The organism is Planktotalea sp. (assembly GCF_965659345.1).
In the GTDB taxonomy this organism is placed as follows: Bacteria; Pseudomonadota; Alphaproteobacteria; order Rhodobacterales; family Rhodobacteraceae; genus Planktotalea.
In genome coordinates, this window is sequence record NZ_CBFHVK010000018.1 from 38,844 (window position 1) to 58,859 (window position 20,016).

Annotated in this window: 20 protein-coding genes; 9 read left to right on the forward strand and 11 right to left on the reverse strand. The window is 53.7% G+C overall.

All coding sequences use genetic code 11. The features are described from left to right. Positions 1-37: 37 nt before the first annotated feature. The gene (locus ACTG3Z_RS14115; RefSeq protein ID WP_439143700.1) at positions 38-778 is read right to left on the reverse strand and encodes a YebC/PmpR family DNA-binding transcriptional regulator; all 741 of its coding nucleotides are present in this window, start codon (positions 776-778) and stop codon (positions 38-40) included. A gap of 135 nt (positions 779-913) precedes the next feature. Between ACTG3Z_RS14115 and ACTG3Z_RS14120 the strand changes: the two genes are divergently transcribed. After that, positions 914-2,686, forward strand: coding sequence for an SLC13 family permease (locus ACTG3Z_RS14120; protein ID WP_439143701.1), 1,773 nt, complete (start codon positions 914-916; stop codon positions 2,684-2,686). Here the strand turns inward: ACTG3Z_RS14120 and ACTG3Z_RS14125 are convergent. Continuing rightward, complete coding sequence (locus tag ACTG3Z_RS14125) at positions 2,683-3,561, reverse strand: LysR family transcriptional regulator (protein WP_439143702.1); 879 nt, start codon at positions 3,559-3,561, stop codon at positions 2,683-2,685. The genes ACTG3Z_RS14120 and ACTG3Z_RS14125 overlap by 4 nt on opposite strands. Before the next feature lie 100 nt (positions 3,562-3,661). Between ACTG3Z_RS14125 and glyA the strand changes: the two genes are divergently transcribed. From glyA to ACTG3Z_RS14145, 4 genes are read left to right on the forward strand one after another with little or no spacing between them, the layout of a single operon-like run. Beyond that, positions 3,662-4,978, forward strand: coding sequence for a serine hydroxymethyltransferase (gene glyA, locus ACTG3Z_RS14130; protein ID WP_439143703.1), 1,317 nt, complete (start codon positions 3,662-3,664; stop codon positions 4,976-4,978). Positions 4,979-5,036: 58 nt separating this feature from the next. Further along, positions 5,037-5,849 carry a TIGR00282 family metallophosphoesterase gene (locus tag ACTG3Z_RS14135; protein ID WP_439143704.1) on the forward strand — a complete coding sequence of 271 codons (813 nt, stop codon included), beginning with the start codon at positions 5,037-5,039 and terminating at the stop codon, positions 5,847-5,849. Next, a complete protein-coding gene (locus ACTG3Z_RS14140) occupies positions 5,846-6,754 on the forward strand; it encodes a DMT family transporter (RefSeq protein ID WP_439143705.1) in 909 nt (302 codons plus the stop codon). Before ACTG3Z_RS14135 ends, ACTG3Z_RS14140 begins: the two co-directional genes overlap by 4 nt. Beyond that, positions 6,751-8,529, forward strand: coding sequence for an SLC13 family permease (locus tag ACTG3Z_RS14145; protein WP_439143706.1), 1,779 nt, complete (start codon positions 6,751-6,753; stop codon positions 8,527-8,529). The genes ACTG3Z_RS14140 and ACTG3Z_RS14145 overlap by 4 nt, the downstream gene beginning before the upstream one ends. Positions 8,530-8,680: 151 nt before the next feature. On the opposite strand, the gene ACTG3Z_RS14150 is transcribed toward ACTG3Z_RS14145, so the two are convergent. Both ACTG3Z_RS14150 and mgtE read right to left on the reverse strand, forming a co-directional pair. Continuing rightward, the gene (locus ACTG3Z_RS14150; RefSeq protein WP_439143707.1) at positions 8,681-9,241 is read right to left on the reverse strand and encodes a 5-formyltetrahydrofolate cyclo-ligase; all 561 of its coding nucleotides are present in this window, start codon (positions 9,239-9,241) and stop codon (positions 8,681-8,683) included. Then, positions 9,238-10,629: a magnesium transporter gene (gene mgtE / locus ACTG3Z_RS14155; RefSeq protein WP_439143708.1), complete on the reverse strand. Its 1,392-nt coding sequence runs from the start codon at positions 10,627-10,629 to the stop codon at positions 9,238-9,240. The genes ACTG3Z_RS14150 and mgtE overlap by 4 nt, the downstream gene beginning before the upstream one ends. A gap of 123 nt (positions 10,630-10,752) precedes the next feature. On the opposite strand from mgtE, the gene guaD reads away from it, so the two are divergent. After that, positions 10,753-12,060 (forward strand): guanine deaminase, encoded by a 1,308-nt coding sequence (gene guaD, locus ACTG3Z_RS14160; protein WP_439143709.1) that lies wholly within the window; start codon positions 10,753-10,755, stop codon positions 12,058-12,060. Here the strand turns inward: guaD and ACTG3Z_RS14165 are convergent. The 4 genes from ACTG3Z_RS14165 to ACTG3Z_RS14180 form a co-directional block, all read right to left on the reverse strand. Next, positions 12,057-12,539 carry a CAP domain-containing protein gene (locus ACTG3Z_RS14165; RefSeq protein WP_439143710.1) on the reverse strand — a complete coding sequence of 161 codons (483 nt, stop codon included), beginning with the start codon at positions 12,537-12,539 and terminating at the stop codon, positions 12,057-12,059. The two genes, guaD and ACTG3Z_RS14165, sit on opposite strands and share 4 nt — an antisense overlap. A 20-nt stretch (positions 12,540-12,559) precedes the next feature. Continuing rightward, positions 12,560-13,906 carry an 8-oxoguanine deaminase gene (locus ACTG3Z_RS14170; protein ID WP_439143711.1) on the reverse strand — a complete coding sequence of 449 codons (1,347 nt, stop codon included), beginning with the start codon at positions 13,904-13,906 and terminating at the stop codon, positions 12,560-12,562. A gap of 129 nt (positions 13,907-14,035) precedes the next feature. Next, positions 14,036-14,848 carry a histidinol-phosphatase gene (gene hisN / locus ACTG3Z_RS14175; protein ID WP_439143712.1) on the reverse strand — a complete coding sequence of 271 codons (813 nt, stop codon included), beginning with the start codon at positions 14,846-14,848 and terminating at the stop codon, positions 14,036-14,038. A gap of 70 nt (positions 14,849-14,918) precedes the next feature. Then, a complete protein-coding gene (locus ACTG3Z_RS14180; protein ID WP_439143713.1) occupies positions 14,919-15,302 on the reverse strand; it encodes a helix-turn-helix domain-containing protein in 384 nt (127 codons plus the stop codon). Positions 15,303-15,599: 297 nt separating this feature from the next. Between ACTG3Z_RS14180 and ACTG3Z_RS14185 the strand changes: the two genes are divergently transcribed. Then, the gene (locus ACTG3Z_RS14185) at positions 15,600-16,568 is read left to right on the forward strand and encodes an NADPH:quinone oxidoreductase family protein (RefSeq protein ID WP_439143714.1); all 969 of its coding nucleotides are present in this window, start codon (positions 15,600-15,602) and stop codon (positions 16,566-16,568) included. Positions 16,569-16,628: 60 nt separating this feature from the next. On the opposite strand, the gene ACTG3Z_RS14190 is transcribed toward ACTG3Z_RS14185, so the two are convergent. Then, positions 16,629-17,525, reverse strand: coding sequence for a LysR family transcriptional regulator (locus tag ACTG3Z_RS14190; RefSeq protein ID WP_439143715.1), 897 nt, complete (start codon positions 17,523-17,525; stop codon positions 16,629-16,631). A 124-nt stretch (positions 17,526-17,649) separates the two neighbouring features. Here ACTG3Z_RS14190 and ACTG3Z_RS14195 point away from each other — a divergent pair, with 124 nt between their 5' ends. Next, the gene (locus ACTG3Z_RS14195; protein ID WP_439143716.1) at positions 17,650-17,880 is read left to right on the forward strand and encodes a DUF1127 domain-containing protein; all 231 of its coding nucleotides are present in this window, start codon (positions 17,650-17,652) and stop codon (positions 17,878-17,880) included. Positions 17,881-18,053: 173 nt separating this feature from the next. After that, positions 18,054-18,830: a Bax inhibitor-1/YccA family protein gene (locus ACTG3Z_RS14200; RefSeq protein ID WP_439143717.1), complete on the forward strand. Its 777-nt coding sequence runs from the start codon at positions 18,054-18,056 to the stop codon at positions 18,828-18,830. 66 nt (positions 18,831-18,896) lie between these two features. Here ACTG3Z_RS14200 and ACTG3Z_RS14205 read toward each other — a convergent pair whose 3' ends face one another. Then, the gene (locus ACTG3Z_RS14205) at positions 18,897-19,388 is read right to left on the reverse strand and encodes a GNAT family N-acetyltransferase (RefSeq protein WP_439143718.1); all 492 of its coding nucleotides are present in this window, start codon (positions 19,386-19,388) and stop codon (positions 18,897-18,899) included. Between the two features lie 93 nt (positions 19,389-19,481). Then, on the reverse strand, positions 19,482-19,649 hold the full coding sequence (gene rpmG, locus ACTG3Z_RS14210; RefSeq protein ID WP_008206879.1) for a 50S ribosomal protein L33: 168 nt from the start codon (positions 19,647-19,649) through the stop codon (positions 19,482-19,484). Positions 19,650-20,016: the final 367 nt, after the last annotated feature.

Sequence of the window (20,016 nt, forward strand, 5' to 3'; positions counted from 1 at the left end):
TAAAGCACAGGCCATTTGTTAATTCTCAAGCAAAACTTTAAAGTTGCTCCATAACCTCATCAGAAGCTTCAAAATTCGCGGTCACGCGTTGGATGTCATCGTCATCCTCAAGGGCGTCGATCAGCTTCATTAACTTCGTCATGCCCTCCAGATCCATTTCGGTGGAAATGTTCGGCTGCCAAATCAATTTCGCGCTCTCGCTTTCGCCCAGCGCCGCTTCCAAAGCGGTGGACACTTCGTTGAGATCCGTGTCCTCGCACGTAATGATGTGGCCCTCTTCAGAGCTTTCACAATCCTCGGCACCCGCTTCAATTGCAGCTTCCATCACAGTGTCTGCATCGCCCGCATCTGCGCCGTAGGTGATCTGACCTTTGCGATCAAACATGAACCCGACGGACCCTGTTTCGCCCAGATTACCGCCATTTTTGGTAAAGGTAGAGCGCACTGTTGAGGCCGTACGATTGCGATTGTCGGTCATTGTTTCAACGATCACAGCAACACCATTCGGGCCGTAGCCTTCATAGCGAATTTCCTCATAATCATCGCCCTCGCCGCCAATCGCCTTTTTGATCGCGCGATCGATGTTGTCTTTGGGCATAGATTGCGACTTGGCTTCTTTCACAGCAAGCCGCAAGCGCGGGTTCTTTTCGGGATCGGGGTCACCCATCTTCGCGGCGACGGTGATCTCTTTTGAGAACTTGGAAAACAGTTTTGAGCGCAGTTTATCCTGACGCCCTTTACGGTGCTGAATATTTGCCCATTTTGAGTGGCCGGCCATGTCTCTCTCCACGTGAGAATTCTTAAATCTTGAGTGGTATAGGTCAGCCAAGGGCTTGCCCGCAAGTCAGTTGCATGTGCGCTTGCACATCTTGGTGAATTCAGGTGAAGCTGAGCGTAATTTGAAAGGCCTTCCATGACCCAAGATCAAATCATTATTTTTGCCCTATTCGGTTCTGTTTTCGCTTTGCTGCTTTGGGGGCGATTTCGCTATGACATCGTCGCCTTTTCGGCGCTTATGATCGGCGTCCTGTTAGGGGTCGTTGAAGGGAAAGACGCCTTTGCTGGATTTGGCCACCCCGCAACATTGGTCGTTGCACTTGTTTTGGTGGTCTCTGCCGGCTTGGTGCGTTCGGGCGCAGTGTTTTTGATCACACGCACTTTGGTGGACAGTTCGCGCAACCTAGGCGGTCACATTGCTTTGATGGGGGGTATTGGTGGCGTTTTGTCAGCCTTTATGAACAACGTCGCAGCCCTCGCACTGCTCATGCCTGTCGATATCCAAACCGCTCGCAAGGCTGGGCGCGCACCGGGTTTGTCGCTGATGCCACTCAGCTTTGCCACGATCCTTGGTGGCATGGTCACGCTGATTGGCACGCCTCCTAACATCATCATCGCAGCGATCCGCGAAGAACAGCTCGGAGCGCCGTTCAAAATGTTTGATTTCGCCCCTGTCGGTGGCGTCGCGGCAATCGCGGGCCTTGCCTTTGTGGCGCTGATCGGGTGGCGCTTTATTCCCGCGCGTGATGATAACGGCGCATCCGGTGATGACATGTCTGACTATATCGCAGAGCTGACCGTCCCCGCAGAGAGCAAGATTATTGGCAAGCGCTTGTCAGAAATCGAAGACGACGCGGAGAAAGCTGACGTCGCACTGATCGGCCTTATTCGCGATGGCAAGCGCCGCTATGGACGCGCGCGCAGCTCTGAATTGAAAGCTGGCGACACCCTCGTTCTTGAAGCCTCCCCCGATGCTTTGGATGAGTTTCGCGCGGCCCTTTCCTTGGCCTTCGCCGATAAAAAGCGCGAAGAACAGTTGAACGCGGCAGGAGAAGGCGTCGATGTCATTGAAGTTGTGGTCACTGAAACTTCGCGTCTCGCAGGTCGCACCGCGCAAGCAATTGGTCTCGCTTGGCGTCAGCGCACTGTTCTGATGGGTATTTCACGCCAGGGTAAAGCAATCCGCGATCACGTCCGCAAGACCGAGGTGCGTGCAGGTGATATTCTTTTGCTTCTGGTTCCCAAGGACCGCGGCCCTGATGTGACGGAATGGCTTGGCTGTTTGCCGTTGGCAGAGCGCGGCTTGGCCGTCACACAAGACAGCAAAGTCTGGCTGGCGATTGCGATGTTCGCGGGTGCGGTCTTTGCGGCAAGTTTTGGCCTTGTCTATCTGCCAGTCGCTTTAGGCTGTGTGGTGGTTGCCTATGTTTTGGCCAAAATTGTCCCACTCTCCGAACTCTACACACATATCGAGTGGCCCGTCGTCGTTTTGCTCGGTTCTATGATCCCACTAGGCGCCGCTTTGCAGGACGCAGGTGGCACAGAACTTATCGCAGGCGCGCTTGTCGGGCTAACCGAAGGCATGCCAGCTTGGGCAATCTTGACGGTGCTGATGGTGGTTACCATGACGCTCTCGGACGTGTTAAACAACACCGCGACAACCATTGTGGCTGCCCCTGTGGGCATTCAAATGGCGCAATCGCTAAATGTCTCACCTGATCCCTTCTTGATGGCCGTAGCGATTGCGGCGTCCTCTGCTTTCCTTACGCCGATTGGGCACAAGAACAATACGTTGATCCTTGGACCCGGCGGATATCAGTTCGGTGATTATTGGAAAATCGGCTTGCCCTTGGAGATCATTATCGTTGCTGTTTCTATCCCCGCGATCTTGGTGTTCTGGCCACTTTAGTGGATCAAAGCGTTGATCAGGTTGCTAAGGCTGCTTCCTTGAGCAAGAGGGTCCGGCGTCTCCGCAACAAGCGCATCGCCAGTCGCGATTTCTATCCCCAGAGGCGCAACCAAAGTCCCTTTGGCAAGATCATCTGCAACAAGACTTGAATGCCCCATAAGCACGCCCGCACCGCTGCGAGCTTCGGCAAGCGCGAGCGAATAGAGCGAAAAGCTAGCGCTTTTGTTGAGCGGTTGATCAGGCAAATGTGCACCCGCACGCCAAATATTCCAATCGTCTGCCCAGGTTGCATCAAGAATGATTGGCATCTGTGCAAGGGCTTCTGGCCCAGTGAGCGCGCTGGCAAGATGAGGTGCACACACGGGGAAAATGACATCTTCTTCAATAACCTGCTGTGTCGGGGCACGACTCGGTGGGCCAAAAAACAGACTTAAATCGTAAACTTCGCGCGCAAGATTGGGCGGATTTTCTTGGGCCATAATCGAAATGGATAGGTCGGGATTTGCGGCGCGTACTTTGGGCATCCGCGGCGAAAGCCAAAGCTGTGCAACAGCAGGCAAAGCAGCAATATAGACCGGTGCCTCAGGCGCGGCGGCTCTCAGCGAGTGCAACGCGCCACCCAGAGCATCGAACGCGTGGGTGAACTCAGCAGCAACTTGCGCACCCAAAGCAGTCAATGCCACACCTTGCGAACGCCGCTCAAACAAGGGGGCACCAATCCAATCTTCCAGTGCGCGTACCTGTTGAGAGACCGCGCCGGATGTGACTGATAACTCTTCCGCAGCAGCCGCAAACCCACCTAGACGTGCAGCCGTTTCGAAACATCGCATTGAATTCAAATGCGGTCCACGTGGACGAGGAGGTTTGACAGCCATTTAAAAGCCCTAGTTTTTCTATGCCTATATTTAGAAAAACTGATTTGCGTCGCACGCGCAAGTCTGGCCTTAACAAGGAAACGTTTTCTGGAGACAACATATGCTTGAACACCGCCACTGGGTCCCCGCGGCCTGTGAGACACGCGTCACTGAGATCACGCAGCAAACTATCACACGAAGCACAGCGCAGAACGCGGCGCGTCTTACTACATTGATCGAAAAGAATCGCGATATACACAAGCGCGAATGCTTCAACCTTAATCCCGCCACCAATGTAATGAACCCGCGTGCGGAAGCGATGTTGGCCTCTGGTCTCGGCTCACGACCCTCGCTCGGCTACCCAGGTGACAAATACGAAATGGGACTTGAGGCGATAGAGGAAATCGAAGTCATCGCCGCAGAGCTTTGCGCACAAGTGTTTGACGCGAAATATGCTGAAATTCGTGTGCCGTCAGGCGCGATCGCAAATCTTTACGGCTTTATGGCGACCTGCAAGGCAGGTGATACGATCATCGCACCGCCCGCGTCCATCGGTGGACACGTGACGCACCACTTGGATGGGTGTGCGGGACTATTCGGGCTGAAGACCGTCCCAGCCCCTGTGAACGCAGATGGCTACACACTTGATGTTGATGGGCTGCGCGCTTTGGCGCATGAGGTGAAACCAAAGCTCATCACGGTTGGAAGTTCGCTTAATCTACAAGAACACCCCGTCGCAGAAGTACGCGCGATCGCGGATGAGGTCGGCGCAAAAGTGCTTTTTGATGCGGCACATCAATGCGGAATCATTGCAGGCAAATCCTGGAAAAACCCGCTAAATGAGGGCGCGCATCTGATGACCATGAGCACCTATAAAAGCCTTGGTGGCCCCGCATCCGGTTTGATCGTCAGCAACGATGCCGAATTGATGCAGCGCATAGATGCCATCGCTTTCCCTGGTATGACGGCAAATTTTGATGCGGCAAAGTCAGCGGCATTGGCAGTCACAATGCTAGATTGGCTAGATCATGGCGTCGCCTACAGCACGCAGATGATTGCCACAGCACAAGCCCTTGCAAGCGCTATCGCAACGCAAGGACTGCCAGTTTTCAAGACCACGCAGGGCCACACCCAATCACATCAATTCGCAATAGAGGCCGCAAATTTTGGTGGTGGTCAAGCCGCTTCGAAAACGCTGCGACAAGCCGGATTTCTGGCATGCGGCATTGGTCTGCCCATCGAAAACGTCGCAGGTGACATGAATGGGTTGCGTATCGGCACACCTGAATTGGTGCGCTGGGGGGTGACACCTGAACATGCCGATCAACTCGCAGCTTTGATCGCCAAAGCCTTGCGCGCGAACGCCCCGCAAGACATGGCACAAGAGCTGCGGGAACTACGCGAAAGTTTTGATAAGCTGCACTATATGACGCTGTAAATCGCGTCTTTACTCAAGCAGCGCTTGCGCCCTTCGCGCGGCGTGGTACTCCATCGTTATGAGAACACTTTTTCTAGGCGATGTGATGGGCCGCGCCGGGCGCCGCGCTATCACGGAACAGCTCCCCAAATTGCGCGAAGACTTGCGCGCTGATTTCGTTGTTGTGAACGGTGAAAATGCGTCCAACGGCATGGGGCTTAACGGCGAACACGCGAATGATATTTTTACCGCTGGAGCGGATTGCGTCACCCTTGGGGATCACGCCTTTGATCAGCGTGACATGATGCAACATATCGAAAAAGATCAACGCATCTTGCGGCCCTTGAACTTTGCCAAGACTGCGCCAGGCCGCGGTCATAAGCTGTTCACAGCGCGTGGTGGTCAAAAGGTACTGGTGCTTCAAGTGCTTGGCCAAGTCTTTATGAAACGCGCCTTTGATGATCCGTTTTCTGCGGTTGATTCCGTGCTGCGCGCGCATCCTTTGGGCGGATTGGCACAAATGATCTTGGTGGATGTTCACTGTGAAGCGACATCCGAAAAGATGGGCATGGGACACTACTGCGATGGTCGCGCGACAATCGTTGTGGGAACACACACCCATGTCCCAACCGCAGATGCACAAATTTTGCCCGGTGGTACGGCCTTTCAAAGCGATGCGGGCATGTGCGGCGATTACAACTCTGTGATTGGCATGGAGAAAGAAGAACCCATGCGCCGCTTTGTGACAGGTATGAGCAAGTCGCGCTTCACCCCTGCCAATGGCGAAGCAACGTTGTCAGGGCTTTTTGTGGTCAGCGATGATCGCACGGGCAAAGCCACATCTGTGCAAATGATCCGCCACGGTGGACGCTTAGAGCAAAGCGGTCAGTGAGACAAAACGCGCCTCTGTTTGGTATCTTGTTGCTGTTGGGCGCAGGCTGGGGCGTGACGATGCCGCTCACTAAGATCACGGTTGGCGCGGGGTATCAGCATTTTGGCCTGATCTTTTGGCAATTCGTGGTCGGCGCGGTCTTGATGGGTGGTATTCTTTTGCTGCGCGGCAAGCTTTCGCGACCAAACGGCGCGCAGCTTCGCTTTGCCTGCATGATTGCGCTGATCGGCACACTGCTCCCTAATTCCGCCAGCTATCAAGCGGCGGTGCACCTCCCTAGTGGCGTCATATCGATCCTTTTGTCACTCATCCCTATGCTGGCCTTTCCGGTCGCACTGGTTCTTGGCAATGACGGTTTTTCAACGCGCAAACTCATCGGTCTCACGCTTGGTTTCGCGGCGGTCGCGCTGATCACAATCAATGGATCAAGTTTTGCAGGTGATATTTCGCTGTGGTGGATTGCAATCGCACTTATTGCGCCAAGCTTTTATGCGATTGAGGGCAATGTCGTCGCCAAATGGGGCACATATGGGTTTGATCCGGTTCAAACCTTGTTTTGGTCATCTGCGGTTGGCATCTTGCCGGCATTCGCACTCGCTTATGGGTCGGGACAATTCATTCCCGTGCCAACAAATTGGAGCACGCCGGAATATGCTTTCATGATTATTTCGGTGGCCCATGCGATTGTATATGCAGGCTACGTTTGGTTGGTCGCGCGAGCAGGACCCGTATTTGCCGCGCAAGTCAGCTATTTGGTCACGATTTTTGGCATCGGCTGGGCGATCATTTTGCTGAGCGAAAGCTATGCAAGCGGCATCTGGCTTGCGCTTGTTCTGATGATGTGCGGTTTATTCTTGGTACAACCCCGACACAGCGATGAAGAGCCTGAAAAGGTTGAGGCATGACATTTTTCGAGCTGACAGAGACGCAATCTGCAATCGCAGCATTACTAACAGTGCTGGGTATGTTCATCTTGTTCGTGCGCGAAAGCTATCCGACTGAAGTTGTCGCAATCGCGGGCGTTGCGTTTTTATTGATCCTTGGCGTTCTACCATACGAAAACGCGCTGAGCGTTCTGTCTAACCCCGCCCCTTGGACCATCGCTGCCATGTTCATCGTGATGGGTGCCTTGGTCCGTACAGGCGCGTTAGAAGCCTTTACCAAGCTTGCGGACAAGCAAGCCAAAACGCGGCCGAAAGTGGCGATTGCGATGCTTTTGGCCTTTGTCATCATTGCGTCAGCGTTTGTGTCCAACACGCCAGTCGTCGTCGTGATGATCCCTGTCTTCGTTCAACTTGCTCGAACGCTCGACACTAAGGCGTCAAAACTTTTGATACCATTAAGTTACGCCGCAATATTAGGCGGGACATTAACGTTGATTGGGACGTCCACAAACCTGTTAGTGGATGGTGTTGCACGCGCCAATGATATGGAGGCGTTTTCGATTTTTGAAGTCACGCCCTTGGGCATTGTGCTCGTCGCTTGGGGGATGCTCTATCTGCGCTATATTGGGCCATTTCTGCTGCCAGACCGCGACAGTATGGCCAGCCTTTTGAGTGACAAAAGCCAAATGAAGTTCTTTGCAGAAGCGGTCATTCCCCCCGAAAGCAACCTTATTGGTCGCGAAGTTATGGGCGTTCAACTGTTTAAGCGCGAAGGCGTACGCTTGATCGACGTTGTACGTGGTGATCTGTCTTTGCGACGCAATTTGAAAGAGGTCACGTTGCAAGTGGGCGACCGTATCGTTCTGCGCAGCCGCATTTCTGAATTGTTAAGCTTGCAAGCCACGAAAGAGCTGAAACGGATCGATCAGGTTTCTGCAGTGGAAACGCATACCGTTGAAGTTTTGATTACACCCGGCTGTAAAATGGTAGGTCGCACGCTGGGCGCATTGCGCTTGCGGCGTCGTTTCGGCGTCTACCCTCTGGCGGTGCATCGGCGGAACCAAAATATCAGCGGGCAGCTTGATGCGGTGCAAGTGCGCATTGGTGACACGCTACTGCTTGAAGGTGCGCCCGCAGATATTCAACGCCTCGCGACTGAAATGGATTTGGTAGATGTTGCCACACCGTCCGAGCGCGCTTATCGCCGCTCGCACGCGCCCATCGCACTGCTCGCGATCATCGGTCTTGTGGCACTTGCAGGCTTTGGCATTGCGCCGATCTTTTACCTTGCGATCATTGCTGTTGCGCTTGTTTTGATTGCCCGCTGCATTGATGCCGATGAGGCATTTTCCTTTGTGGACGGGCGCTTGCTGACGCTTATTTTTGCGATGCTGGCGATCGGTGCGGCGTTAGAGAGCTCTGGCGCCGTGAAGCTCATTGCTCAAAGCATCGCGCCCTACCTTGGATCACTGCCACCGTTCTTGTTGGTTTGGGCGATCTATTTGCTCACGTCTGTGCTGACAGAACTGGTGTCCAACAACGCCGTTGCGGTCGTCGTAACGCCAATCGCAATCGGATTGGCCGACGCGCTTGGCATTGATGCGCGCCCTTTGATTGTTGCGGTGATGGTCGCGGCCTCTGCGAGTTTTGCCACGCCAATCGGGTATCAAACCAATATGTTGGTCTATGGTCCTGGCGGATATAAGTTCACCGATTTTATGAAAGTCGGGATCCCATTGAACCTGAGCATCGGGCTTTTGGCATCGGCTTTGATCCCCTTTATATGGCCGTTGTAGTGATTTGAGAGCGGCCCTCCGGGGGGAGTTTATTTGGAAAAATGAAGCGCTAAAGCGTCCCGCCTTTAACCTGAGGCATCAAATATCACTTTTCGCGTTGAGCGTTAGGCGAAGGCAGCGAACAAGTGATTCATGTTTATGGCGGGGCGCTCTAGCCTGGCGTTATGATCCCTGCTTCGGTCACGATGAGGTCGAGCGGTTGATCGGTGGATTCCAGTGGAAGTGTGGCTTGTTCTTGCGCGGCAAAAGCAAAGCCGATGGCAAGTGTCGCACGGCGCGCGCGCAAACGCTCTAGCGTGCGGTCGTAAAACCCCCCGCCATATCCAAGCCGACCACCTTTGCGATCAAACGCGACAAGCGGTACGATCAGAATTTCAGGTTCGACCCAGTCACCACTTTGCGGGATTTGCGCGCCAAACGTCCCTTCGATCATCGCGCATTCAGGGCTCCACTCACGAAAATCAAGCGGTGTGGATGCAGCTTTGATTACGGGCATTCCAACAGGGCCGTATGCAGCGGCTTCGGCCAATGCGGGTATTGGATTGATCTCTGTGCGCATCGGCGCGTAGCCCGCAAGTGGTACGCCACGATACCCTGCGAGGACTTCGCTAAGATAGCTTGATTGTGCGCCGCGTGAACCATCAAATGCTTCTTTGCGCGCAAGAAAGGCCGCTTTGCGCGCGGCGGTTTTGATCGCTGTGAGATCTGTCATAATAGCACCATTGCTGCGAGACCAAGGAAAGCGAAAAAGCCGACGACATCTGTGACCGTCGTCACGAACGCGCCAGAGGCAAGCGCTGGGTCAACGCCGAACTTTTCAAGCAGCACAGGAATGGCTGTTCCGGCAAGACCCGCGACGACCATGTTGATTACCATCGCGGCCGCAATCACATATCCAAGCGCGGGCGAACCGAACCAGACAAGCCCGACGAGGCCCATAATCACCGCAAAGACGACACCATTGATTAACCCCACAAGGACTTCCCGGCGGATCACGCGCCACATATTCGAACCTGTCAAATCTTTGGTGGCGATTGCGCGCACAGCGACTGTGAGCGATTGGGTGCCTGCGTTGCCCCCCATCGAAGCAACAATGGGCATTAAGACCGCGAGCGCGACGATTTGAGTGATCGCTGCTTCGAACTGCGCAATCACGAGGCTGGCGGCAATCGCGGTGACAAGATTGACCGCAAGCCAAGGCAGGCGTTGCTTGGTTGTGTTGATCACACGATCCGAGAGCGAACCTTCGCCGACACCCGCGAGGCGCAAAATGTCTTCTTCGTGCTCTTCATCCAGAACGATCATCGCATCATCAATCGTGATCACACCAACAAGACGTTCATCATCGTCCACAACCGGCGCGGAAATCAGGTGGTATTGATTAAATGCATAGGCGACGTCGCCTTCATTCTGCATTGCCGGAATAACCTGAAAAACGCTCTCTGTGATTTCCCACAAAAGCACATCGCGCTTGGAGCCCATGAGCTTGCCAAGCGTGACATTGCCGACAGGTTTAAACCGCGGATCAACGAGGGTAACGTGGTAGAATTGCTCCGGTAAAGTCTCTTGTTCGCGCAAGTAATCAATGGCTTGGCCAACGGTCCAATGCTCGGGTGCCATGACGACTTCGCGCTGCATCAAACGGCCCGCTGAGTTCTCTGGATAGGTTAAAGACTGCTCTACCGCGACGCGGTCGCTGTCTTCCAAGACATCAAGAATGATATCTTGCTGCGAGACATTCATGTCCTCGATCAGATCAACGACATCATCGCTTTCCAGATCTCGCACAGCGTCTGCAAGGACCTCCGGGCGCAAGAATGCGATAACTTCATCGCGAATGCTTTCGTCCAGTTCGGACAGAATCTCACCGTCAAACTCACGATCATAGAGATGAATGAGCTTGCGCCGCTCGCCTATGCTAATTTGCTCAAGCAAATCCGCGATATCGGCAGGGTGCATCGGATCCATCAAAACGCTGAGCGATGCTTGATCGCCCCGCTCCACCGCATTTAAAACAGCGGCAACATCTGAACGTTCGAGCTGATAACTGCCCTCTGATGCTTCGCTTCGTGGTTCCTGTGTCAGATTGGTATCGTTCATGTTGGGACCTTTCTGAGCATCGCAGCGTCGTTGTTCGCAAGTTTAAGCAAATGCATCAGGAAGCAACAGTGAGTCGCTTAAAAATCCTGTCATGCGGTGGCAAACTTCTGCTACCAAGGCAGTATGAGTAGACAGCAAATACTTTCCGGTGATCTTTTGATCTTTGAGGGCGATCCATTCTTGGATGAGCCTGAACAATGTGTGAAAATCCTGAGCGACAGCGCCCTTGTGATCGAGGACGGTTTGATAACTGCGATTGGTGCGCGCGACGCCCTACTCGCCGCACATCCAAGCGCAGATCACCATGCGCATATAGGCAAGCTGATCTGCCCCGGCTTTATTGATGCGCATGTGCATTATCCCCAAACGGCGATGATAGCGTCATGGGGCAAACGGCTGATTGATTGGCTTAACACCTACACGTTTCCCGAAGAGATGCGCTTTGAAGATCCCGACTATGCGCGCAAAATTTCTGCAAGCTATCTCGATCTGACAACGGCGCATGGCACCACCTCGATGGCGAGCTTTTGTACGATCCACACCGCATCGGTTGAAGCTTTGTTTTCAGAAGCGCATAGCCGCGGCCAAAGGGTTGTCGCTGGCAAAACCTGCATGGATCGCAACGCACCAGAAGGGCTGCAAGATACAGCACAAAGCGCTTATGATGACAGCAAAGCGTTGTTGGAAACATGGCACGGCGTTGGGCGGTTGTCTTATGCGATTACCCCGCGATTTTCCCCGACATCTACGCCTGGGCAGTTAGAAGCAATGGGTGCCCTATGGGCGGAAAACCCAGAGTGTTTGATGCAAACTCATCTGAGCGAACAACTGGATGAAATCGTGTGGATGCGGGACCTTTTCCCCGATGCTCGGGATTATTTGGACACTTATGAGCGCTTTGGTTTACTAGGCGCGCGCGGTGTATACGGCCATGCGATCCATCTTGAGCCGCGCGAAATTGATCAGCTCGAAGAACATGGCGCAGCTCTGGTGCACTGCCCGACCTCAAACGCCTTTATCGGGTCGGGTCTGTTTCAAATGGCCGCTTTGAAAGCGCGCAACATCAGCGTTGGGTTGGCGACCGATACGGGCGGCGGATCAAGTTTTTCAATGTTGCGCACGATGGCTGCCGCCTACGAAATTGCCCAGCTTTCAGGATCGGTTTTGCACGCGGGTCAGCTTTTGTGGTTGGCGACACAAGGGTCAGCCAAAGCCCTACACCTGAGCGATAAAATCGGAGCCTTGGGCGTCGGTATGGAAGCGGATATCGTGGTGCTTGATCTTGCCTCCACCCCTGGGATTTCGCAGCGCTATGAGAATGCCGCACATGTTTGGGATCGTATTTTTCCCACCATCATGATGGGCGATGACCGTGCCATCGCAGATGTTTGGATTGGCGGTGCGCGTGTGACGCCCACCACCCTGAATTAGCAGCCGGGCTTGCCCAAAACCATGACCCAGTAGTCAGCGGATTGTGCCATCGCAAATTGGGTCGCATTCCCGCTTAACAAATTCCTGCGGTGACCTGCGGACTTTTGCCAGCCTTCAAGCGCTTCCAACGCACCCTTTTGCCCTTGCGCGATGTTCTCTGCGACGAAGCAGAAACCGTAGCCCTGAAGCTTCACTCGGTCTCCCACGCTCGAGCCATTTTGCCCCGTGTGACTGAAGAAAGCATTCGCACTCATATCGTCAGCGTGGGCCTGCGCGGCGCGTGCAAGGCGTGCATCCGCCGCCAAAGCCGTTTGACCGTTGGCAAGGCGAAAGGCGTTGACTTCAGGTGCGATACTCGCGCTCAGCCCCCCGACGGGCTGCGCAACCGCAGCTTTGCCACGCGGCGTCACGGTCGCGCCAGAGCGCACGCAAGCGGCACTCACGGCCAGCACGCAAAGTCCTAATAAAACCAAACGCATCTGAAACGCTCCTCTCAAAATCAGTGTTCCGCCAATGTAAGCGCCATAGCATTTTGTCGCGCGATTGTCTTGGGCAGGTCAATAGACGTGATCTGGCCGGATGCCACAACGCGACGGCCTTCAATGAACAAGTCGCGTACTTGTGTTGGCCCCGCGAGCAAAAGTGCCGCGCGGTCCCAGTTTCCAGCCGCTTCAATTCCGCTCATATCCCAAATCGCCAAATCAGCGCGTTTCCCGACCGCAATTTGCCCACAATCATCACGGCCCAAGACCTCAGCGCCCCCGCGCGTAGCAATGCGCAGCGCTTCGCGTGCGCTCATCGCGTCGGCACCGTTTGCCACCCTTTGCAACAGCATGGATTGACGCGCTTCCAGCACAAGATTACCTGCGTCATTGGAGGCCGAGCCATCCACACCAAGCCCAACTTTCACACCTGCATCGCGCATCTGGCGCACAGGGGCGATGCCTGATCCAAGACGGCAGTTTGAACACGGACAATGCGCAACACCGGTACCCGAGCGCGCAAAAAGATCAATCTCTTGATCGTCAAGCTTAACACAATGCGCATGCCACACATCATCGCCCGTCCAACCCAGATCTTCAGCGTATTGGCCAGGCCGGCAGCCGAATTTCTCTAAGGAATAGGCAATATCTTCGTCATTCTCTGCTAAATGCGTGTGCAACATCACCCCTTTATCGCGCGCCAACACTGCAGCATCACGCATCAGTTCACGGCTTACTGAGAACGGCGAACAAGGGGCCACGCCAACACGACACATGGAGCCTTCTGATGCGTCATGATGGGCATCAATCACGCGAATACAATCGTCAAGAATTGCGGCTTCCTTCTCAACCAGCGAATCCGGTGGCAGGCCGCCATCGCTTTCACCAATCGACATGGATCCACGGGTCGGATGAAAGCGCATCCCGATATCAGCAGCCGCAGCAATCGTATCATCAAGGCGCGCACCATTGGGATAAAGATAGAGATGATCAGAGGTCAGCGTACAGCCAGACAGCATCAATTCAGCAAGACCAACCTGCGCGGAGACATACATCTCCTCCGGGCCAAAGCGCGACCAAATCGGGTAAAGCGTTTGAAGCCAGCCAAACAACAACGCGTCCTGCCCGCCCGGCACCGCGCGCGTTAGGGATTGATACAGATGGTGGTGCGTATTCACGAGACCGGGTGTAACCAGACACTCCGCTGCGTCTAACACTTGGCCATCAGTGCTAAGTCCCTGCCCCACCTCGGCAATCACGCCATCGCGTATTCGAATATCACAATCAGACATCTCAGAGCCGGCATCATCCATCGTCAGAACAAGGCCTGCGTTGCGAATAAGCGTTTCATTGGAAGTGTTCATAAGGCTTTGCCCTTCACGTGTTACCACGCTTTTTTCGGGATTAAGCCAAGGGTCAAAACCCAAGGTGCTGCGACAGAAAAAAGCGAAGGACTCACAGCGATTGGGTTCTAGTAAAGCGAAGTCTGGTGCTCAACTCAAGCGATGCAGTAAAATTTTAAGCGCTTCAGAATGCAGCTCAGGCGTTGCCGCCGCCAAAGCGCGGCCACCTTCATGGGCGGGATCACCCTTCCAATCCGTGACGATACCACCTGCCGCCTGTATAACTGCAATCGGTGCCGCGATATCATAGGCGTTCAAACTTGCCTCGATCACAAGATCAATATGTCCTGCAGCAAGCAGCCCATAGGCATAGCAATCACATCCAAAACGCGTAAGCTTCACACGTTCTGAGACACCCTCGAACGCAACGCGCTCTTGCGGCGAACCGACTTCGGGGAAGGTGCTGAACAGCACTGCATCTTGCAAATCAGTTGTGCCGCGCACCTTCATTTTGGCGGTGCCATGCGGGCCAATAACCTCTGAACGGCCAAAACCGCCACAAAAGCGTTCACCAATATAGGGTTGATCTATTATGCCCAGCCGCGGCCCATCCGCATCATTGAGCGAAATTAAAACCCCCCAAGTCGGCGTGCCACTGATAAACCCACGGGTGCCGTCGATCGGATCAAGAACCCACGTCAGACCGCTCGTCCCCGCGCTATTGCCAAACTCTTCGCCCAATATGGCGTCTTGCGGACGACGTTTGCTCAAGATGTCGCGCATCGCCTGCTCTGACGCTTTGTCAGCAACAGTGACTGGGTCGAAACCATCTTGTTCTTTATTGTCCGCCTTTAGATGTCCCTGACGGAAATGGGGGAGTATGGAAGCGCGCGCTGCATCGGCTAATTCCTCGGCCACAGACCAAAGTTCGGCCTGTAACGTCACGCTTTCAATGTCTTGCATACGACCCTGCTTTGCTTAGCAGCGCGTCAGATCACGCGCCACTCTCACTTAAAGCAGGTCGGCCAACCCTTCAAGCAACGTCGCTCAGAACGCGTGCGAGATCGAACAGACGACGGCGCTGTTCTTCGGGGATCGAATAATAAGAGCGCACCAAATCAAGGGCTTCTTTGTCATTCAACAAATCAGACGGCACAGGGCTTTGTTCTGCGCTGCTGGGGTCTGCGGTAGCGACCGCGCCTTCCATGCCAGCAAAGAAAAAGCTGACATCGACATCTAGCGATTCCGCGATATCCCACAGGCGAGACGCGCTGACGCGGTTTGCACCGGTCTCATATTTCTGGATTTGTTGGAATTTGATTCCAACCTTTTCAGCTAATTGCTGTTGAGTGACCCCTACAAGCCATCGACGATGTCGAATGCGCTTACCGACGTGCACGTCCACTGGATGTGGCATGGTGCTTCCTTTCATACTCCAGCACGACATATTCTGAGTGGCAAAATAATTGAACCGTGCAAATTTACTCAACATTTACGCGTGATAATTCAACGTAAAGTAGCGCAATCTTACGATGATACCTCTAATAGGCAAGTCTGGAATCGTGCCCAAGTGAGGGGAATTTTTGACATTCTGGATCAATTTTGGCCAACCTATCAGCACTTTAACGCAATCAAAGGCATTGGCTTCTTTGTATAAACTACTATCGTCAAGGTTGATAAACACTTGCATTCTTTGAACAAAAGGGAAGTTTTCATGCGCGCGTATCAGGTCACACAGTTCGATATTCCAGCCGCGTTTGCAGAGCGGGACAAGCCCGAACCGGACGTCGGGGAAACCCGCGTGAAAATTGCGTGTTGCGGGCTGAACTTCGCCGACCTGTTGATGCAAAAGGGCCAGTATCAGGACACGCCCGCGACCCCATTCACGTTGGGCATGGAAATCGCAGGCACAATTGACGCGCAAGGCGCAGGTGATTCAGGCCTTAAAATCGGAACCCGAGTCGCGGTTTTTGGCGGCCAAGGTGGTCTTGCAGAGTATGGTTGCTATGACGCGCGCACCGTATTGCCAATTCCGGACGCGATGAGCATGGCGGAGGCAGCCGCGTTTCAAATTGCATATGGCACAAGCCATCTCGCGCTTGGCTATCGCGCGCATCTCAAAGCGGGTGAAACCCTGTTGGTTCTAGGAGCCGCGGGTGGCGTCGGCCTGACTGCAGTTGAGATTGGCAAACTCATGGGTGCAACGGTCATTGCCGTCGCACGCGGCGCGGACAAGCTAGAAGTTGCGCGCAAGGCCGGTGCCGATCATCTCATCGAAGCAAATGCCGAGGATTTGCGCGATCAGTTGAAAGCCCTTGGCGGCGTCGACGTTGTTTATGACCCTGTGGGCGGTGATCTTTTCAAAGCCGCCTTTCGCGCCTGCAATCCAGAGGCCCGCATTTTAACCATCGGGTTTGCCAGCGGTGAGGTTCCCAAAATCCCTGCAAACCATTTGTTGGTGAAGAACATTGATGTCTTGGGATTTTACTGGGGCGGTTACCTGAAATTCAAACCCGAGGTCGTCACAGACAGCCTGCGCACGCTTTTTGATTGGTATGAGCAAGGCAAATTACAGCCCCATGTCAGCCATGTCCTTCCATTTGAACAAGTGGCTGAGGGCATGGAGCTTTTGCGCACGCGCAAATCAACGGGCAAAGTGGTGATTGAAGTGTCGAAAGAGTAATAAACACAAAGCCTTACACCGCTTCGCGCCAAACCGACATTTCACGGATGTACAACGACCCTACCCGACTTCGCGCAACACATTCGCATTGACCCGCCCACCGCTTTTCAAATCGCGATACCCTTGACGCAAAAGCTCTGCTAGGGCGCTGACCACTTGCGATTGCGCCTGCTCTGCACCGTACATATTGATAAGCGATTCCGGCATCTCCGGAAGCGTGGCACCGTGCTGGATCGGCACCATATGTGGCGGCTCGGTTCCTTCAATCACTACGCAAACAGCAAGGTCTGCGCCAATTGTAGCTTCGATCGTGCGATCAGAATCGGTTTCAGTGGCCATTTCCCAAGCAATACCAGCGCGATCCAGCGCCTTTTGCGCCAAGGGTCGGAATATACAATGACGGCTAAAGCCCAGCTTCAAAGGTCGTTGACGCCAGACATTGCCGTTCTCTGCTCCGGTCCAGCTTAGGCGCGCTTTGCTAAGGGTTTCGCCTTGTGGCAAAAGACCCTCCTCAGTGGTCAGGATCAGATCATATTCGCCGCGTGCCAACCCCTCTTGCAGCTGGCGCGAAAAAGACGCGTTCAGGTTCACATGAACACGTGGAAACTGGGCGCGAAACTGCTGAAGCACTTTAGAAACAACAGGATAGACTATGTCATGAGGTACGCCAAGCGACACCTCCCCCTCAAAACCTTTGTCCGTCAGCTTGGTCATGATCTCATCATTCAACGCGATCATCTTGCGCGCGTAGGTCAGCAATTGCTCACCTGCAGGGCTCAAAACCACCTGTCGTCCGGCGCGCTCCAACAGCTTGAGATCAAGATTCTCTTCCAATCGTTTGATCTGCATCGAAACTGCCGATTGCGTCAAATTGAGCAAACCCGCAGCGCGCGTCACGCCACCTGTTTCAGCGATTGCAACAAAGGAGCGCAGCGCAGTGATATCGAGATTTCGCATATATCAACTTTCGTGATGCTTGACGTCAAAACTATTCGTTATTCAAATCAACCACAACGTGACACATACATCAATATAAAGAATTGATCATCGCCAACTCATCACAAACGAAAGAGGTATCCAAATGTCACAGTATCACGCTCTCCCACACACCAACGCTTTAACCTCCGGCCTCTCCATGCAGACGCCCGCGTTTTTCGCACAGCTGCGCGTCGCACTCATTGTGGCACGTACGCGTCGCGGATTGTCCAAGATGGATAACAGCGTGCTGGAGGATATTGGGCTGACAGCGGATCAAGCTGCTTTTGAAGCATCACGTTCGTTTTGGGACATTGCCCCGCAGTGCAAAAACTAGACCTAAAAACAACTCATTACAGAAGCCGCAAAGGCAATATTAACTTATCTGAGTGAAAGCGTCCGATTTTCGGGCGCTTTTGCAATTTAAACACTTGAAATAGACACCCAGCGCTCCGATATTCCGTACAAGTCCACCACGATGGTGGATTAGCTTAATAATGGAGTATATTCATGGCTGAATATGGTACAATTCGCAGCGGCGTTGGAAGTGCAGCCGCGAATATCGACGCGGGCCTGCGCGCGCACATGAACAAAGTCTACGGCACAATGTCCGTGGGTATGTTCATTACGTTTTTGGCGGCATGGGCGATTGCCGGTCTCGCTGTCACCACAGACCCATCCCAAGCCGTCGCGCAAATTGGCGCTGACAAGTATCTGACGGGCCTCGGCTCTGCTCTGTATCTGTCCCCATTGAAGTGGGTTGTGATGTTCGCACCGCTCGCATTTGTGTTCGGTCTTGGCGCGGCGATCAATAAAGTGTCCGCAGCAACTGCACAGACACTGTTCTATGTGTTCGCAGCTGTCATGGGCGTGTCGATCTCTTCGATCTTCTTGGTCTTCACAGGCTACTCGATCATGCAGATCTTCCTGATCACATCCATCGCGTTCGCAGGTCTGTCCCTTTGGGGCTATACCACGCAGAAAGACATCTCCGGTTGGGGTAGCTTCTTGATCATGGGTGTTATTGGCCTGATCGTTGCGTCTATCGTAAACATCTGGCTCGCGTCCCCTGCGATCATGTTCGCGATCTCTGCAATCGGTGTTTTGATCTTTGCTGGCCTGACAGCATATGACACCCAGCGCATCAAGAACGAGTACGTGGCACACGCACACCACGGCGACACCGAATGGTTGGGCAAGTCCGCTATCATGGGCGCGCTGAGCCTGTACCTGAACTTCATCAACATGTTCATGATGCTGCTTCAGTTGTTCGGCAACCGCGAGTAAGCGTTTCGCGAAACTAAGTGATTTAATGAACCGGGCCTTTCGAGGGCCGGTTTTATTTTGTGACGGCTAAATCTGCGCAAACATCAAAACGGATTCAAAGCCGATCCCGTCTGGTCCGATTGGTACTATGACCCGTTTCGACGTGACAAACCCCATCGCTTGATAAAATGGCACCGCACTCAGCGTTGAGAAACACTCCATGCGAGTCACCCCAGCCTGATGCGCATCTTCAAAAGTGGCAGCCATAACCGCCTTCGCGGCCCCACGTCGCACGTACTCAGGATCGCTGACCACATGCCTTATGTGCCCCAACCCCGCCTCTTGCCCGCCCGTAGGACGCTCAGTGCTCCAGCCACCTGCGCTAATAATCCGATCCTTCAAAACCGCAACAAAATACCGATCAGACATAACGAGTTCTGGCCGCGCTGTTGTGATCAGGGGCAAAGCGCTCTCGAGCACCCATGCCGCGTAATCCTTTTTAAGCAATTCCGGATAACCCCGCGACAAGAGTTCATCAATCGCGGGGATGTCAGCTTCGCTAGTTTTACGTACCAACATCTTTACCGCCCCTTTCAAAAATGAGAGCCGATCCAAAACGAAAAAAGCCGCGCTAAGATGCGCGGCTTTTTCTACCTTAGTTAAGAAGTGACCTTACTTGATCTTGCCTTCTTTGTACTCAACGTGCTTGCGCACAACTGGGTCGTACTTACGAATGACCATTTTCTCGGTCATTGTACGTGCGTTTTTCTTTGTAACATAGAAGTGGCCTGTACCCGCGGTCGAGTTCAGGCGGATCTTGATCGTGGTTGGCTTCGCCATGGGTCATCTCCTGCTTCGAATGACATCTGTCACTCGGGAATTCTTTAATCAGTGCCTTCTACCCTGCACGCGCCCCGAGTCAACAGGCATTTAAGTGATGTACAAATGAATCCGACCTGATCTGCGCCTAATTGCTTCAATCACCATTTCCACGTGCGTTTCGCGAGACAGCTTTGACCAAGATTGTCGTGCGACATCTCAATTTTGCATGGAGCATCAATGTCGGCTTCGAAATAATTGAGTTCCCTGCCCCCGTAGCTCATGGCCCAGAGCCGATCTTAGCCGACCGGTCAAGTTGCTGCTATGCTGCCCGGCATTGCTGACATTCGCTGCGACTGCGAGACTGGTTGATCGGCGAATTCACAAA

What these genes read in the sequence shown, in the direction of transcription:
- ACTG3Z_RS14115 (WP_439143700.1), bottom strand. Translation starts at nt 778, where the DNA reads ATGGCCGGCCACTCAAAATGGGCAAATATTCAGCACCGTAAAGGGCGT.
- ACTG3Z_RS14120 (WP_439143701.1), top strand. Translation starts at nt 914, where the DNA reads ATGACCCAAGATCAAATCATTATTTTTGCCCTATTCGGTTCTGTTTTC.
- ACTG3Z_RS14125 (WP_439143702.1), bottom strand. Translation starts at nt 3,561, where the DNA reads ATGGCTGTCAAACCTCCTCGTCCACGTGGACCGCATTTGAATTCAATG.
- glyA (WP_439143703.1), top strand. Translation starts at nt 3,662, where the DNA reads ATGCTTGAACACCGCCACTGGGTCCCCGCGGCCTGTGAGACACGCGTC.
- ACTG3Z_RS14135 (WP_439143704.1), top strand. Translation starts at nt 5,037, where the DNA reads ATGAGAACACTTTTTCTAGGCGATGTGATGGGCCGCGCCGGGCGCCGC.
- ACTG3Z_RS14145 (WP_439143706.1), top strand. Translation starts at nt 6,751, where the DNA reads ATGACATTTTTCGAGCTGACAGAGACGCAATCTGCAATCGCAGCATTA.
- ACTG3Z_RS14150 (WP_439143707.1), bottom strand. Translation starts at nt 9,241, where the DNA reads ATGACAGATCTCACAGCGATCAAAACCGCCGCGCGCAAAGCGGCCTTT.
- mgtE (WP_439143708.1), bottom strand. Translation starts at nt 10,629, where the DNA reads ATGAACGATACCAATCTGACACAGGAACCACGAAGCGAAGCATCAGAG.
- guaD (WP_439143709.1), top strand. Translation starts at nt 10,753, where the DNA reads ATGAGTAGACAGCAAATACTTTCCGGTGATCTTTTGATCTTTGAGGGC.
- ACTG3Z_RS14165 (WP_439143710.1), bottom strand. Translation starts at nt 12,539, where the DNA reads ATGCGTTTGGTTTTATTAGGACTTTGCGTGCTGGCCGTGAGTGCCGCT.
- ACTG3Z_RS14170 (WP_439143711.1), bottom strand. Translation starts at nt 13,906, where the DNA reads ATGAACACTTCCAATGAAACGCTTATTCGCAACGCAGGCCTTGTTCTG.
- hisN (WP_439143712.1), bottom strand. Translation starts at nt 14,848, where the DNA reads ATGCAAGACATTGAAAGCGTGACGTTACAGGCCGAACTTTGGTCTGTG.
- ACTG3Z_RS14180 (WP_439143713.1), bottom strand. Translation starts at nt 15,302, where the DNA reads ATGCCACATCCAGTGGACGTGCACGTCGGTAAGCGCATTCGACATCGT.
- ACTG3Z_RS14185 (WP_439143714.1), top strand. Translation starts at nt 15,600, where the DNA reads ATGCGCGCGTATCAGGTCACACAGTTCGATATTCCAGCCGCGTTTGCA.
- ACTG3Z_RS14190 (WP_439143715.1), bottom strand. Translation starts at nt 17,525, where the DNA reads ATGCGAAATCTCGATATCACTGCGCTGCGCTCCTTTGTTGCAATCGCT.
- ACTG3Z_RS14195 (WP_439143716.1), top strand. Translation starts at nt 17,650, where the DNA reads ATGTCACAGTATCACGCTCTCCCACACACCAACGCTTTAACCTCCGGC.
- ACTG3Z_RS14200 (WP_439143717.1), top strand. Translation starts at nt 18,054, where the DNA reads ATGGCTGAATATGGTACAATTCGCAGCGGCGTTGGAAGTGCAGCCGCG.
- ACTG3Z_RS14205 (WP_439143718.1), bottom strand. Translation starts at nt 19,388, where the DNA reads ATGTTGGTACGTAAAACTAGCGAAGCTGACATCCCCGCGATTGATGAA.
- rpmG (WP_008206879.1), bottom strand. Translation starts at nt 19,649, where the DNA reads ATGGCGAAGCCAACCACGATCAAGATCCGCCTGAACTCGACCGCGGGT.